Source organism: Nocardiopsis sp. N85, assembly GCF_028882275.1.
In the GTDB taxonomy this organism is placed as follows: Bacteria; Actinomycetota; Actinomycetes; order Streptosporangiales; family Streptosporangiaceae; genus Nocardiopsis; species Nocardiopsis lambiniae.
The window spans coordinates 346,396-361,311 of the sequence record NZ_JARBUT010000001.1; the positions used below are offsets into that span (position 1 = coordinate 346,396).

Annotated in this window: 10 protein-coding genes; 2 read left to right on the top strand and 8 right to left on the bottom strand. The window is 72.3% G+C overall.

All coding sequences use genetic code 11. The annotated features are described in order from the left end of the window. Nucleotides 1-97: 97 nt before the first annotated feature. Nucleotides 98-454, top strand: a complete 357-nt coding sequence (locus PWG71_RS01390) for a helix-turn-helix domain-containing protein (protein WP_073375890.1) — start codon at nt 98-100, stop codon at nt 452-454. Between the two features lie 140 nt (nt 455-594). Here the strand turns inward: PWG71_RS01390 and PWG71_RS01395 are convergent, their stop codons facing one another. The 5 genes from PWG71_RS01395 to PWG71_RS01415 all read right to left on the bottom strand — a co-directional run bounded on the left by PWG71_RS01395 (nt 595) and on the right by PWG71_RS01415 (nt 6,256). Further along, nucleotides 595-1,059, bottom strand: a complete 465-nt coding sequence (locus tag PWG71_RS01395; RefSeq protein ID WP_274807600.1) for an RrF2 family transcriptional regulator — start codon at nt 1,057-1,059, stop codon at nt 595-597. 242 nt (nt 1,060-1,301) lie between these two features. Next, nucleotides 1,302-2,768, bottom strand: coding sequence for a glycoside hydrolase family 3 protein (locus tag PWG71_RS01400; RefSeq protein WP_274807601.1), 1,467 nt, complete (start codon nt 2,766-2,768; stop codon nt 1,302-1,304). Nucleotides 2,769-2,972: 204 nt separating this feature from the next. Continuing rightward, entirely contained in the window at nt 2,973-3,887 is a 915-nt protein-coding gene (locus tag PWG71_RS01405) for a carbohydrate ABC transporter permease (RefSeq protein ID WP_274807602.1), read from the bottom strand. Further along, nucleotides 3,884-4,876 carry a carbohydrate ABC transporter permease gene (locus PWG71_RS01410; protein ID WP_274807603.1) on the bottom strand — a complete coding sequence of 331 codons (993 nt, stop codon included), beginning with the start codon at nt 4,874-4,876 and terminating at the stop codon, nt 3,884-3,886. Before PWG71_RS01410 ends, PWG71_RS01405 begins: the two co-directional genes overlap by 4 nt. 99 nt (nt 4,877-4,975) lie before the next feature. After that, the gene (locus PWG71_RS01415) at nt 4,976-6,256 is read right to left on the bottom strand and encodes an extracellular solute-binding protein (RefSeq protein WP_274807604.1); all 1,281 of its coding nucleotides are present in this window, start codon (nt 6,254-6,256) and stop codon (nt 4,976-4,978) included. A gap of 255 nt (nt 6,257-6,511) precedes the next feature. Here PWG71_RS01415 and PWG71_RS01420 point away from each other — a divergent pair, with 255 nt between their 5' ends. Further along, nucleotides 6,512-7,726, top strand: coding sequence for an ROK family transcriptional regulator (locus tag PWG71_RS01420; protein ID WP_274807605.1), 1,215 nt, complete (start codon nt 6,512-6,514; stop codon nt 7,724-7,726). A gap of 47 nt (nt 7,727-7,773) precedes the next feature. Here PWG71_RS01420 and PWG71_RS01425 read toward each other — a convergent pair whose 3' ends face one another. The 3 genes from PWG71_RS01425 to PWG71_RS01435 all read right to left on the bottom strand — a co-directional run bounded on the left by PWG71_RS01425 (nt 7,774) and on the right by PWG71_RS01435 (nt 14,895). Continuing rightward, nucleotides 7,774-9,654, bottom strand: coding sequence for a serine/threonine-protein kinase (locus PWG71_RS01425; protein ID WP_274807606.1), 1,881 nt, complete (start codon nt 9,652-9,654; stop codon nt 7,774-7,776). A 100-nt stretch (nt 9,655-9,754) separates the two neighbouring features. Next, nucleotides 9,755-10,237, bottom strand: coding sequence for a GNAT family N-acetyltransferase (locus tag PWG71_RS01430; protein ID WP_274807607.1), 483 nt, complete (start codon nt 10,235-10,237; stop codon nt 9,755-9,757). 68 nt (nt 10,238-10,305) lie between these two features. After that, entirely contained in the window at nt 10,306-14,895 is a 4,590-nt protein-coding gene (locus PWG71_RS01435) for a DEAD/DEAH box helicase (protein WP_274807608.1), read from the bottom strand. Nucleotides 14,896-14,916: the final 21 nt, after the last annotated feature.

Consider the following 14,916-nt stretch of genomic DNA (forward strand, 5'->3'; position numbering starts at 1 on the left):
CCCCTCCAGCGAACAGGACGGCAAGAGGTGCCCGAATCGGGCGTGGGGCAGGTACGGTGTTGTATATGAAGGTCGCTACCGGTGGGAGGGAGCGCGAATGATGGTCCTGCTTCGTCACCTACTTGGTGACGTGCTCAGGCGGCTGCGACAGCGCCAGGGCCGCACCCTCCGCGAGGTGTCGGCCGATGCACGGGTTTCCCTCGGCTACCTGTCGGAGGTCGAGCGTGGGCAGAAGGAGGCTTCTTCCGAACTGCTCTCATCGATCTGCGGGGCCCTCGGGGTCCCGCTCTCGCAGGTGCTGAGAGAGGTCTCCGACCAACTCGCCCTGGTCGAGCTTCAGGAGGCGGCGCTGCTGGAAGACGCGGTCACGACCGACCCCGTCCCCGCGCAGGACCTCGGCATCGGACCGGTTCCGGATCGCGTTCCCCAGGTTCCCGACATGGTGGGGGTCTGAGACCCCGCACCGTTCGTCCTGTTCACGGACATCTACACGGTCCTCCCTCGGGGGGACTTCGGATCGTGAGAGGGGCCGGCCACATGTGGTCGGCCCCTCTCACATATGTGCGCTTCTCACTATACGTGATCGAACGGTGGCTACCGGTGGGTATGGTTGACCCACGCCTCAGGGTCCTCCGCGAGGGTGCGCACCTGTTCGGGCAATTCGTTGGTGGCCAGGTGCTGGAGGGTGACCCCCTCCAGGATGGCGCGCTCGCTGGCGCGCAGGGCGATCCACACCTGTTGCAGGCTGCGGGCCGCACCATCGTAGTCGACGTGCTCGGGGCGTTCCCCGCGCACGTTGGCCAGCGGTCCGTCGACCGCTCGGATGATGTCGGCGAGCGAGATCTCCGCCGCCGGACGGGCCAGCCAGTAACCGCCCACCGGGCCGCGTTGACTGCGCACCAGACCGGCCCTGCGTAGCTGGGTGAGGATGTTCTCTAGGAATTTTCCGGGGATGGCCTGCGCTCGCGCGAGCTGCTCGGCCGTCACCGGTCCTTCGCTGGCGACAGCGAGTTCCGCTGCGGCGCGCAGCGCGTAGTCGACCCGGGCTGAAAGGCGCATGCTGTGATTATGCCGTGGTTAGAAGGGCGAATGGGGCACCGGGCGCCGACGGGAGAGCCGACGGCCGGGGTGCTGCGTGATCAAGGGTACTTCTCCTACCGGGTTTCGGGGACATCGGTGACGTTCCACCCGGCGGGGAGCACCCGGGGCCGCCCCGGGCGGGAAACGCCCCTCGAAGCCGTGACCCGGACCGGTCATGGTCTCCGGTCCGGGTCACGACGGGGGAGCGGGGTCCGTCCGTCTCAGGCGTGGTGGGCGGCCGGTACGGCGCCGCCCAGGAGTTCGGCGGCGCTGATCCCGTTGACGTGGGCGGCGCCGTACGTGCTCACGTGGGCACCGCAGGAGGGGCGCCAGATGGGCAGGCCCATCTCCACCAGCACGGCGTTCGGGAAGGCTCCCAGAAGACGTTCGACGAGCTCACGGGCCTCCGGATAGCGGTGCGCGTCGCGCACCACGATGACCAGGTCGCGCTCCTGCGCGGCGGCGATGATCCGCTCGGCGTGGGCGATGTCGGGGGAGACCCGCTCGGCACCGGGGAACCAGGCGGACAATCCCCAGGGGACCTCGCCCACGGCCATGCCCGCGGGCGCGTCCACCTCGACCACGTACGGGGAGTCCAGGGCGGGCAGGTCGCCCTCGACCCGGATCGCCCGGCGGGCCCCGGACAGGCCCACGCCCTCGGCCTCGGCGGCCGTCGTACGGTACGCGGCGGCATCGCGGATCCAGGCGCGCAGTCGCAGGTTGCGGTCGGCGGCCTCCTCCAGCCGCTCGCCCGGCAGCCGGCCGTCGCGGACCGCCGTCACCAGCGCGGCACGGATCGCCGCCACCTGGTCGGCGTAGACGTACCGGCCCAGGCACAACAGGTCGCACCCGGCGGCCACGGCGAGCACGCAGGCCTCGGGGATGCCGATCCGACCGCTGACACCCCGCATGTCCATGGCGTCGCTGACCACGACCCCGTCGAAGCCCAGCTCGTTGCGGAGCAGGTCGTTGAGCACGTGCGGGGCCAGCGTCGCCGGGCCCGTCACACCCAGCCCGGGCACCTCGATGTGCGCGGTCAGGATGGAGCGCACCCCGGCGTCGATCGCGGCGCGGAAGGGCACCAACTCGCGTCGGCGCAGTACCTCGGCCCCGGCCTCCACCAGCGGCAGCGTGTGGTGGGAGTCCTGGGAGGTGGCGCCGTGGCCGGGGAAGTGCTTGGCGCACGCGGCCACACCGGCCTCCTGGAGGCCGATCACGGAGGCGGCGGCGTGACGGGCCACCAGCTCGGGATCGGAACCGAAGGAGCGGGTGCCGATGACCGGATTGTCGTCGGCGACGTTCACGTCCACCGACGGGGCCAGGTCCAGGTTGAAGCCCAGTTCGGCGAGTCGGCCGCCGAGCGAGCGCAGCGTCGCCCGGGTCAGGTCGGGGTCGTCGACGGCGCCCAGGGCGGCGTTGCCCGGGTAGGCGCTGCCGTGCTCCTGGCCGATGCGGGTCACATCGCCGCCCTCTTCGTCGAGGGAGATCAGCGGGGTGTCCACGGCCTGGGACAGGCGCGCGTTCAGCGCGGTGATCTGCTCGGGGGTGTCGAGGTTGTTGTGGAACAGGCAGACGCCGGAGATACCGTCCGCCAGGCCCTCCAGGATCCAGCGCGGGGCGTGGTGGGACTCGAAGGGGACCAGCAGGGTGGCGTTGGCCAGGCGCGCCAGGGTCGGATCGAGCGACATGACGGACTCCGTTCGGTGAGCGAGGGTGCCCAGGGGTGAGGGCAGACGAAGGGCGGGTGCGGTGATGGGAGTGGCGCGGGCGCGTGCGAGGCGGATCCACGGCGCCCCCGGGCGTGTCCGGTGGATCGTTCCGGCGCGAGCGCCGAACCGAACGAAGGCATCCACCGGACACGCCCGTGTGGACCCGCCTCGAAGGGGCGGCCGTCAGCCCTTGACGGCGCCCATGGTCAGACCGGAGACCATCCGCCGCTGGACGAACAGGAAGAAGATCATCACCGGGATGGTCAGCAGGGTGGAGGCCGCCATGATCGGTCCCCACTCGGTGCCGAAGCGGCCGAAGTAGTAGGACAGGGTGAGCGGCAGGGTGTAGTCGTCCGTACTGCGACCCAGGAACGTGAGCGCGACGATGAACTCGTTCCACGCGGTGATGAAGGCGAAGATGCTCGCCGCGACCAGGCCGGGCGCCACCAGCGGCATGAGGATGCGCCAGAAGATGGTCCAGCCGCTCGCGCCGTCGATCGCCGCGGCCTCCTCCAGCTCCTTGGGCACCGCGACGACGAAGCCGCGCAGCATCAGGATCGTGATCGGCAGCGACACCGCCGTGTACACGATGAGCAGGCCGGAGAGGTTGCCCAGAAGCTGGGCGCCGGTGGCGTCCGACAGCTGACGGAAGTTGATGAAGATCGAGATGATCATCGCTTCCATCGGCACCATCTGGATGATGAGCAGCAGGATGATGAACGCCGTCCGCAGCTTGAAACGGAACCGGGCCACCGCCACCGCCGCCAGCAGTGACAGGAAGGCGCCCATGGCGACGGCGCCGATGGTGACCAGGAGGCTGTTGCCCAGGAACTGCCAGAAGTTCACACCCGGGATGAGCTGGCCGTTGAGCACCCGGTCGAAGTGCATCAGGGTCGGGGCCTGCGGCAGGAACGTCTGCTGCCGGGTGAAGATCTCCCCGACCGGCTTGAACGCCGTGGCGACCATCCAGTACACGGGGAACACGGAGAACACGAACACCGCGAGGCCGGCCAGGTACAGCGGCAGGGAACGCAGGCGGTGCAGCGGGCTGCGGCGGTAGCCTCCACGGTTCGGGGCGGTGGTGCTGGTCGCGCTCATCGGGTCTCCCCCTGGCGGATCATGATGCGCAGGTAGTACGCGGTGACGGCGAGGATCATCACGGTCATCACGACCGCGATCGCCGAGCCCATGCCGTAGTTGGCCGGGCTCGCGCTGAAGCCCTGCTGGTAGATGTAGTAGGAGAGCAGGTAGACGTCCTTGTTCTGGAAGCTGTTCGCCAGGATGTACAGCTGGGTGAACACCCGCAGGTCCCAGATGATCTGGAGGACCAGCAGCAGGGCGAACAGCGGACGCAGCATCGGGAACGTGACGTTCCAGAAGGACTTCCAGCCACTGGCCCCGTCCATCCTCGCGGCCTCGTACAGCTCGCTCGGGATGCTCTTGAGTCCGGCGAGGACGGAGACGGCCACGAACGGGAACGACTGCCAGACGATGACGGTGATGAGGATCGTGAACAGCGATCCGGGCTGGAGGAACCAGTTGTACTCCAGCCATCCGCTGCCGACGAGCCAGTCGGGGAGCCGGTCCAGGATCACGTTGACCAGGCCCCGCTCCGGCAGGAACAGCCAGCGGAAGACCAGGGAGGCGCTCAGCGCCGGGGTGGCCCAGGCGAGCATCATGCCGATGGAGACGAACCCGGAGAACCACGTGGGCAGTTTGTTCAGCAGGATCCCGACGAGGGTGCCCAGAACCATGGTGATGCCGACCATCAGCACGCAGACGACCACGGTGTTGCGCAGGATCGTCCAGAACGAGGGGTCGGTCAGCAGGTTCTTGTAGTGGGCGAAGTCGTTCCACTCCGGCCCGGGCTGGTTCGGCAGGAGGTTGCGCGTGGTGAAGCTGGTCAGCGAGTACCACACCATCTGCGCGATCGGCCAGAGCAGCACGACCGCGAGGAGGATCAGTGCCGGGGCGATGAGCAGGTACGGGGTGGGGAGCTTGCGGCGGCGCGGGGCGGAGGGGCCGTCGGTCACCCGGTCGGTGTCCTCATGCCCCTGCTCGGCCGTTCGTTCGACGGTGTGTGCCATGGTCTTCTCAATCGAGGCGTGGGCCGGCCGGGCTGCGGGCGGGGTCCGGTGACGGCCCCCGCCCGCGTTCGGCTCTGCTCTGTGGAGAGGAGTCGGTGGTTACTCGACCGGCTCGTTGAGGATCTCGGTCAGCTGCTCGTTGGCGGCGGTCAGGACCTCTTCGGGGTCACCGCCGTTGACGATCTCCAGGACGGCGCCGGGCAGGATCTTGTTGTCCTGGTCGGCGGCGGTCCAGCGCGGGGTGCTCGGGAAGAAGCTGGTGTGCTGCATCTGGGTGGCGGCGGCGACGCGGTCCGGGTCCTTCTGGTACTCGTCCTCGGCCAGCAGGTCCGGGTAGGCCGGGAAGAAGCCCGCGGTGTCGGCGTAGCCCTTGCCGCCCTCCTGGTCGCCCAGGACGGTCAGCAGCTCGAACGCCAGGTCCGGGTGCTGCGTGGTGGAGAAGACGGAGAGCGCGGAACCGCCGGCGAAGGCCGGCGCGATGCCGTCGGCACCCGGGATCGGGGCGGCGACGATGTCCTCCAGGATGTCCGGGTTCTCGGCCTGCTCCTCCATGGAGCCCAGCGCCCATCCACCGTCGATGTACATGCCGACCTGACCGTTGGCCATGTCGGCGAGGGGCACCAGCTCGTTCTCGCCGACGTAACCCTGCGGCGAGATGCCGTCGGTGGTCAGGCTCGCGTAGAACTCGACGGCCTCGACGGCGGCGGGGTCGGTGAGCTTGCCCTCCCACTCGCCGGCGTCGTTCTGGACGGCGATCTCGCCGCCGTTGCTCCAGATGAAGGAGGCGATGCCGTTGGTGAAGTCGGTCGGCGCGGCGAAGCCGGGGACGTCGTACTCGTCCTTGATGTCCTCCGCGACGGTGACCAGCTCGTCCCAGGTGGCGGGCGGCTCGTGGCCGAGCTCCTTCAGCCAGTCGGCGCGGTAGTACAGGGTGCGGACACCGGAGAACCACGGCACGCCGTACTGGACACCGTCGTAGGTGCCGTACTCCAGGGCGTTCTGGTCGATCTCGGCGGCGGCGTCCCAGCCTTCGACCTTCTCGGTGATGTCGAGGAGGGCGCCCTGGGAGGCCCAGCCGGAGACCTGGTCGTTGCCGATCTCGATCACGTCGGGGGCGTCACCGCCGGCGAGGGCGTTGGTGATCGACTCCTGTGCGTCCGGCCAGGGGATGAACTCGACGTTGACGTCGACGTCCGGGTTGTTCTCCTTGAAGCGGGCCTCGGCGCCGTCGAAGTACTCGACCAGTGGCGGCTGCGAGGTGCCCATGACCCAGACGGTCAGGCTGTCGGCGTCACCGCCGCCTTCGGAGTCGGCACCGCCGCCGCAGGCCGCGGCGAGCAGGACCACGGCACTTGCCGCGGCGATCTTGGGGAACCTCATTGTGAACCTATCTCCCTTCGCACGACGCGCCGGTGTTCGACGCCTGTGCTCGAATCGGACTGGGATGATGGAACGCCATCCCCGCGATTCGACGTCTCTGTGGGGGTGTGCTGGGATAGCACGTTGCCGTTCTGCCGGCGCGGGTACCGGAGGGTCCGCATGAACTCGGACCTGCCAGGACGTGACCTCCTGTGAGGTTGTGAGCTAAATTAACAGGAAACTTTCCTAATAAAAACAGGGTGAGGTGTCACGGTTATGTCTCAACGTCCGGGGACTCCCCGGCTGCTACGCCAGCTCAACGACCGTGCGGCGCTGGAACTACTGCTGTCCGCGGGCCCGTTGACGAGGACGCAGCTGGGTACGAGGACCGGCCTCTCCAAGGTAACGGCGTCGCAATTGCTGTCCCGGTTGGAGGAACGCGACCTGGTGCGCGTCGTGGGGAGCCAGGCCGGTGGCCGGGGCCCCAACGCCGCCCTCTACGCCGTCGTCCCCGAGAGCGCCTACGTCGCCGCCTTGGACGTCAGCGCCCGCCGGGTGACCGCCACCATCGCCGACATCACCGGCCGGATCGTAGGCGACGTCACCGTCGACCCCAGCAGCTCCGACGACCCCGTGTCCCTGGTCCACACGGCCGTGATGCGCCTGGTCGAAACGGCGGAGGTGCCGCTGGACAGGCTCCGTGCCTGCGTCATCGGCACCCCCGGCGTGGTCGACCCGCGCACCGGCGACATCCGGTTCTCCTTCGACCTCATGTCCTGGCACGAGGGCATCCTGGAGGCGCTGCGCACCGACCTGAAGCGGTCGGTGATGATCGAGAACGACGTGAACCTGGCCGCCCTGGCCGAGCACGCCGAAGGGGCCGCCCTCGGGGTCTCGGAGTTCGTGCTCATCTGGCTCAGCGCCGCCGGCGGTGTCGGCATGTCCACCATGATCGACGGACGCATCCACCGGGGCCGCTCCGGCGGCGCGGGCGAGATCGGCTACCTGCCCGTGCCCGGCGCCCCCATGCCCGGCGACCTGGGCCTGTCCGGTGGATACGAGTCACTGCGCCACGACGAGAACCGGGAACTGCCGCACGGTTTCCAGGCGCTGGTCAAGGCCGGCCAGGTCGTACGCCTGGCCGCCGAACACGGGATCGAGGGCGCCGACGTCGTCGACGTCGTGGGCCGCGCCGCCGCCTCCGGCACCTCCGAGGCCGACGCCTTTCTCGACGCCTTCGCCGAAAGGCTCGCCCGGGGCGTCGCCGCGGTCAGCGTCATCATCGATCCGGGCCTGGTCGTGCTGGGCGGCGACGTCGCCCGGGCCGGCGGCGCCAAACTCGTCGAACGGGTGCAGGCGGCGACCGCCCGCATCGCGCCCAACGCCACCGAGATCGGACTCAGCGCCGTCGAAGGCGGACCCGTCGTACGAGGTGCCCTACTGCACGCGCTGGAGCACGCCCGCGACGACGTGTTCTCCTCCACGGTCTGATCCGAACGGTGTCGCGCGGTGGCCGATTGTGGCCGTCCCCCAGGGCCTCAACCGGTCACCGCGAAGGAGGAGAAGACCTCGTCGACCACGGGTCCGTACTCCTCGCGGTCCACGGCCCGGCCGTTGAACCGGAGGTAGTAGGCGGTGGTGTCGTCGACCACGAGGAAGCGCCACACCATCCACCGCTCCGGCTCCGCCCAGACGGACTCCTCCATCATGGTGAACGTCACCTCCATGTCGGACCCCCGGTGACCGGAGGGCAGCCCGGGGACCTCCTCCAGGCTCAGCCGGTCCCAGTCCCGCACCACCCCGTCCGCCTCAAGGGACTCCTCCCACCCCTGCTGCATCTCCTCGGTGCTCAACCCCCGGGACTCCTCGTCCGGGGTGAAGACGGTGAAGGCGACCTGGCGCGACCGGTCGGGTGAGTCGAACTCGTAGTGGGAGAGGATGTCGGGGAAGGACCTCTGTTCGCGGGACGTGGCGTCGACCGGCGTCCAGTCCCACGGGTGGACCAGGGAGACGTACTCGTTCTCGAAGGGGACGTTGCCGGAACCGGTCCCCGGCGAGGGGTCGCCCGCCGGTGAGGGCACGCCCGCCTCGGAGGGTTCTCTCGCGGTGAGCGGGTCGGGGCCGTCCTCGGCGATGAGGAGCGCGCCGGGCACGACGACGAACGTGACGACCATGCCCAGCACCAGCAGCAGACAGCCGCCGCCCAACCCCCACCACAGCCCCGTGCGGGAGGACGAGGCCGGGGAGGCGGGGACCGGCGCCCCGGCCCGTGTCGGCGGGGACACGACCACGCCCCCGGGGCCCGTGGGGAACACCGGCGCGTACCCGGCGCCGGGCGGCGGCCCCGGCCGTCCCGGAGCGGGACGTCCCGGAGCGGCGTGCGCGACGTGGGTCGGACGACCGCCCATCGGCGCGTTGGGGCGCGGGGTCGGGTTCGGGGGCGACAGGGGTCGCGGCCCGCTCGAAGAGGGCGCCGGGGACGGGCCGGCGGGCGGCCGGTGCGCGGGGACCCGGGCCGTGGACGCCCGCGGGACCCGAGGGGAAGGAGGGGCCTGGGGGCCCGGGGAGTCGGCCCGCTCCGATGCCGCCCGAGGTCCCGTCGCGGGCGAGGACAACAGCTCCAGCGCCCGTTCGGCGGTCAGGCGCCGATCCGGTTCGCGCACGAGCAGACCGTTGATCACCGAGGCCAACGGTTCCTCCGTCGCCGCCTCGGGGATCGGCTGGGCCATGACGGCGCTCAGCGTCGCGGTCAGACTCTCCCGTTTGAACGGGGACTCCCCGCTCAGGGCGGCGTACAGGGTGGCGCCCAGGCTCCACAGGTCGGAGGGCTCGGCGACGGTGCCCTGCTCCAGCCGCTCGGGGGCCATGTACTCGGGGGTGCCCACCACCATGCCGGTCCCCGTCAGTGAACTGGACGCGCCCTCCATGAGGTTGGCGATGCCGAAATCCGTGATCACGACCCGTTCGCCGTCGGTGGACACCATGACGTTGGCGGGTTTGATGTCGCGGTGCACCACCCCGGCCCGGTGCGCCGCCCGCAACGCCTCCAACAGGGCCCGGGAGATCCGGGCGATCCGCGCCGGCGGCAGCGGACCCTCCTCCTCCAGCACCTCCTCCAGCGAGGAACCGTCCAGCAGGGCCATGACGATGTAGGGGGTGCCGTCCTCCTCCAGCACGTCGTGCACGGTCACCACCGACGGGTGGCCGATCCGGGCCGCGGTACGGGCCTCGCGCATCATCCGCGCCTTGGCGGTCCGCTGTTCCTCATCGGACAGGCCGGTCGGCAGGTGCACCTCCTTGATCGCCACCTCGCGTTCCAGACGAGGGTCGAACGCCCGCCAGACCGTGCCCATGCCGCCGCTGCCCAGTTTCCCGGTCAACCGGTAGCGGGCGGCGACGATCCGTTCCGAAGGGGGCATGAGGGGCCTTTCACGAGGGGAGCGGGGGGTTCCGGTCGAACCCTCTGATCACACGGACCCGGTTCCGGTTCTCCCCGTCGCCCTCCTCGTTCGGGCCCGCTCACCCCGTGGGGCGCGCCATGGCGACCCGGGGGCGCACCCGGATCGGCTCCTCGTCCGCCCACACGGCGCGCATCCCCTCACCCCACTCCTCCTCGGGCAGCACGGAGAACCCCCGGGCCGTGTACCAGGGGCCGTTCCACGGCAGGTCGCGGAAGGTCGTCAGGGTCACGCGGGGGCTCCCGCCGACGGCCGCCCCGGCGCACACCTCCTCCAGCAGGGCCGAGCCGATCCCCAGCCGTCCGTGGTCGGGGTGGACCGACAGCTGTTCCAGATGTACGCCGCCGTCCAGGGGCACGGTGGCGGCCAGCCCGGTCACGATCCCCGCGTCCACCGCGACCAGGATCCGGTCGGCGTGCGCGAACAGCTCCCGGGGGTCGTCCGGCGGCAGGAGGACCCCGGCCCGCTCGAACAGCACTTCGGCGGCCAGCGACACCTCCACGGCCCGGGGCTCGTCGTCGGCCCGCATCGGTCGGATCTCCATGCTCCCCGCCCCTCCATCGACGACGCCCGCCATCATGCCCGCCGACCGCGCGCCGCGACCAGGGATTTTCACGGACGCAGCCGCAGCCCCTTGGGCGTGACGTGGAAACCGGCGGAGACCAGGGCGGCGTCCAGCGGCGTCCCGAACACCTCGGTCCCGTCGGCCCGCTCCACCGTCACCGCCCCCAGGGCGCCCTGGCGCACCACCCCGGCCAGGGCCCGGCCGGCCCGTGCCAGCGCCCGGGCCGGCACCCCGAAGGTGAGCACCGAACGCCCGCCCCGCCCCACGTACAGGGTCGGGCGACCCTCGTCGATGATCACCACCGCGCCCGCCGCGCGTGCGGGCCTGCCCCCCTCACCGGTCTCCGGCCAGGGCAGCTCCCGCCCGAACGGGTTCGCGGGATCGTCGGCGGCCAGCACCACCGGGTCCACCGCGCCCTCGGCGTCCGACAGCGCCCGCAGCCGGTCCACCGCGCCGGGCAGGGCGAACTGGGCGCCGCCCAGTCCCTCGACGAAATAGCCGCGCCGCACCCGGCCCGCCTCCTCCATCGACCGCAGCACCCGGTACTCGTCCGGGGTGATGCCCCCGCCCTGCCACCCCTTGAGCAGCAGGCCGCGCCGTTCCAGCCGGGCCTCCACCGCCGCCAGGGTCCGCCGGGTCGGGTCGGCCTTCCGCTCGGGCAGCACCCACCAGCGACCCGCCGCGGTCGGCGGCCCCGACCGGGTGGGAAGCCCCGCCCGCCGCGGCCGGCCCGACCGCGCCGGCCGCGGCCGCGACGGGACCCCCGTCCCCAGGAGGGCGCGCACCGGGGCCAGGGTGTCGTTCGTGATCACGCCGTCCCACACCAGTGACCACAGAGCCGCCACCAGGTCGGCGTCGGAGGGGGCGCCGATCCCCGCGTCGAGGGTCACGCGGTCGGCGAGGTCCCGGAAGAACAGCGCCCCACCCTCGCGCAGCGCCCCCAGTACGGCGTGCCCGATGGTGCCCTCCGCGGGCGGCGCGGACTCGGGGGCCAAGAGCGCGACCTCGTCGGCCGGGACCACGGTGATCCGCCCGTCCCCGCCGGGCAGCGCCCCGGCCCCGACCCACACCACCTCGCCGGCCTGGGTGAGCTCGTCCAGCATCCGGGGCGCGTACCCCTCCACCCGCGCGGGCAGCACCAACGACTCCAGCGCCGAGGCCGGCACGGAGGAACCGCGCAGCGACACCACCGCCTCGAACGTCGCGTCCGGACCCCGCCACCGTTCACCGGGCACGGCCCGCTGCCACAGCGGGGAGAACCGGGCCAGTGCCTCCGGGGCGACCGGCTCGACCTCCTTGCGCAGGCGGGCGATCGACCCGCGCCGCAGCCGGCGCAGCACCTCGGCGTCGCACCACTCGGTCCCCGTCCCCCCGGGCCGGAACCCGCCCCGGGAGATCCGACCCTCCCGGGACAGCGCGCGCAGCACCCCGCCCACGGTCTCCTCGTCCAGCCCCAGACGGGCGGCGGCCCCGGTCACCGTGAACGGGCCGTGCGTGCGCGCGTACCGGGAGACCAGATCGCGCACCGGGTCCGTCGTCGGCTCCAGGAACACCGGCGGGACCCCGGGCGGGGGTACGGCGCCCACCGCGTCCCGCAGCCGAGCGACGTCCTCCACCGCGCACCAGCGCTCCACCCACGCGCCCCCGTCGCCGTCCGGGGCGGCGTGCGGCTCCACGGTCCCGGGGAGGGCCATGCGCACCAGGCGGCCCGCCGCCTCCAGCGCGGTGGACCACTCCGGCCGCACGCCCCGCGCGGCGGCCTCCGCCGTGGTCAACGGACCCACCTCGCGCAACAGGTCGGCGGCGCCCTCCTCGTCGCGGACCGGGGAGCCGAGCCGCTGCAACAGCGCGTCCACCTCGGTCACGACCCGGGGATCCAGCAGCTCTCGCAGATCGGTCCGCCCCAGCAGGTCCGACAACAGCGACGGGTCCAGCGCCAGCGCCCCGGCACGCGCCTCCGCCGCCGGAACGTCCCCCTCGTACAGGAACGCCGCCGTGTACTCCATCAACAACGACCGCGCGAACGGCGAGGCCCGCTCGGTCTCGACCTCCACGACACGGACGTCGCGGGAACGGATCCCGCGCAGCACCTCCACCAGGGCCGGCACGTCGAACAGGTCCCGGAGACATTCGCGCGCCGTCTCCAGCACGATCGGGAACGAACCGTGGCGGCCCGCCGCACCCAACAGGTGCGCGGCCCGCAACCGCTGCTGCCACAGCGGCATCCGCCGGTCCGGGCGCTGCCGGGGCAGCAACAGGGCCCGCGCCGCGCACTCGCGGAACCGGGCGGCGAACAACGCCGACCCGGTCAGCTCGTCGGTGACGGCGGCCTCCACCGTGTCGGGGTCCAAGGCCACCAGGTCGGCCAGGACACCGGGGGAGTCGAGCCCGCCCTCGGTCTCGGGCAGGTTCAGCACGATCCCGTCGTCCCCGTGCGTCGCCCGGCTCTCCACCCCGAACCGCTCCCGGATCCGCGCGGCGATCGCCAACGCCCACGGAGCGTGCACCCGGTCGCCCAGCGGCGAGTGGACGACCACCCGATGATCGCCCACCTGGTCGCGGAAACGCTCGATGACCACGGTGCGGTCGTCGGGCACCTGCCCGGTGGCCGCGCGCTGGTCGGCGACGTACGCCACCAGGTTGTGCGCCGCCCACGGGTCCAGACCCTCGACCGGCACCGCGTCCCGTGGCGCGGCCTCGGCCAGCCGGCGGGTCATCGCGCCGATCGCCCGCCCCAGTTCGACCGGGCGACCCTGGGCGTCGGCCTTCCAGAACGGCATCCGGCCCGGCCGCCCCGGCGCGGGGACGACCAGCACCCGGTCGGCGGTGATCGCCTCGATCCGCCACGAGGTGGAGCCCAGGACGAACACGTCGCCCACCCGGGACTCGTACACCATCTCCTCGTCCAGCTCCCCGACCCGGGTGGGGGCCCGGCCGCCGGAGGCGTCCCCGCCGGCCAGGTGCACCGCGTACATGCCCCGGTCCGGGATGGTGCCGCCGGCGACCACCGCCAGCCGCTGCGCGCCCGGCCGGGCGCGCAGCACGTCGGCCTGCCGGTCCCACACCAGACGGGGGCGCAACTCGGCGAACTCGTCGGAGGCATGGCGGCCCGTCAGCATGTCCAGCACCGACTCCAGTGCCGCGTCGCCCAGATCGGCGAACGGGGCGGCCCGCCGCACCAGGGCGGCCAGTTCGGCCACGGGCACGTCGTCCATCGCGACCATCGCCACGATCTGCTGGGCGAGCACGTCCAACGGGGACCGGGGCATCCGCAGCGGTTCGATGTCGCCCGCGCGCATCCGCTCCACCGCCACCGCCGTGGTGAGCAGGTCGCCTCGGAACGCGGGCAGGAAGACCCCGCGCGAGGTCTCCCCGACACGGTGCCCGGCCCGGCCCACCCGCTGGAGGCCCGACGCCACCGACGGGGGCGCGGCCACCTGCACCACCAGGTCCACCGCGCCCATGTCCACACCCAGCTCCAGGCTGGACGTGGCCACCACACAGCGCAGCCGCCCCGCCTTGAGGTCGTCCTCGACGAGGGCCCGCTCGGACTTGGACATCGACCCGTGGTGGGGCCGCGCGATCACCGGCGGTGCCCCCCGGTTGCCTCCCGACTGGGCGATGACCAGGGCCGGGACCTCCTCGGGCGGCAATTCCACGCCGTGCCGTTCGGCGTACAGGTCGTTGAGGCGCGCGCACAGGCGCTCGGCGGTGCGCCGACCGTTGGTGAACACGATCGTGGACCGGTGCCCTTCCACCAGGTCCAGCACCCGTCTCTCCAGGTGCGGCCACAGCGACCCGGTGCCGGAGGCCGCGGGCACGGGGGGAGCCGGGACGTCGAGCGGCGTCGCCTCCGCGCCCGTCTCCTCCGGAGGCCCGTCCGGCTCCCGCCGGGGCTCGGGCAGGTCCGGCTCGTCCATGTCGAACACCGGCACCGCGACGCTCAGATCCAGGTGCGGCCGGTCCGGCGGGGCCACGATGTCGGCACCGCCCAGGAACTCCGCGACGGTCTCCGCCGGGCGCACCGTCGCCGACAGGCCGACGCGCAGGGTCCGCCGGTCGACCAGTGCCTCCAGGCGCTCCAGGCTGAGCGCCAGGTGCGCGCCGCGCTTGGTGCCGGCCAGGGCGTGCACCTCGTCGACGATGACCGTGTCCACCCCGGCCAACCCCTCGCGGGCCCGCGAGGTGAGCACCAGGAACAACGACTCGGGGGTGGTGATGAGGATGTCCGGCGGCCGGGTGGCCATGCGCCGCCGCTCACCGGGCGGGGTGTCACCGGTGCGCACGCCCACCGTCACCGGGGACACCGGGGCGCCGAGGTCGGCGGCGGCCGCCGAGATGCCCGCCAGCGGGACCCGGAGGTTGCGTTCCACGTCGGCGGCCAGGGCCTTGAGCGGGGAGACGTACAGCACACGACAGCGCCGCGCGGGGTCGTCCGGGGGCGGGGAGGAGAGCAGCCGGTCCAGGGACCACAGGAACGCGGCCAGCGTCTTACCCGATCCGGTCGGGGCCACGACCAGGGTGCCGCGGCCCCTCGCGATCGACGCCCAGGCGCCCTCCTGCGCGGGGGTCGGGCCCCCGGGGAAGGCGCGGTCGAACCAGGTCCGGGTGGCGGGGCCGAAGGACGACGGTGTCATCGGGCCAGTCTGCCCGCCGGC

Excerpts from the sequence above, each read along its gene's own strand:
- PWG71_RS01390 (WP_073375890.1), top strand. The coding sequence starts at position 98 with ATGATGGTCCTGCTTCGTCACCTACTTGGTGACGTGCTCAGGCGGCTG.
- PWG71_RS01395 (WP_274807600.1), bottom strand. The coding sequence starts at position 1,059 with ATGCGCCTTTCAGCCCGGGTCGACTACGCGCTGCGCGCCGCAGCGGAA.
- PWG71_RS01400 (WP_274807601.1), bottom strand. The coding sequence starts at position 2,768 with ATGTCGCTCGATCCGACCCTGGCGCGCCTGGCCAACGCCACCCTGCTG.
- PWG71_RS01405 (WP_274807602.1), bottom strand. The coding sequence starts at position 3,887 with ATGAGCGCGACCAGCACCACCGCCCCGAACCGTGGAGGCTACCGCCGC.
- PWG71_RS01410 (WP_274807603.1), bottom strand. The coding sequence starts at position 4,876 with ATGGCACACACCGTCGAACGAACGGCCGAGCAGGGGCATGAGGACACC.
- PWG71_RS01415 (WP_274807604.1), bottom strand. The coding sequence starts at position 6,256 with ATGAGGTTCCCCAAGATCGCCGCGGCAAGTGCCGTGGTCCTGCTCGCC.
- PWG71_RS01420 (WP_274807605.1), top strand. The coding sequence starts at position 6,512 with ATGTCTCAACGTCCGGGGACTCCCCGGCTGCTACGCCAGCTCAACGAC.
- PWG71_RS01425 (WP_274807606.1), bottom strand. The coding sequence starts at position 9,654 with ATGCCCCCTTCGGAACGGATCGTCGCCGCCCGCTACCGGTTGACCGGG.
- PWG71_RS01430 (WP_274807607.1), bottom strand. The coding sequence starts at position 10,237 with ATGGAGATCCGACCGATGCGGGCCGACGACGAGCCCCGGGCCGTGGAG.
- PWG71_RS01435 (WP_274807608.1), bottom strand. The coding sequence starts at position 14,895 with ATGACACCGTCGTCCTTCGGCCCCGCCACCCGGACCTGGTTCGACCGC.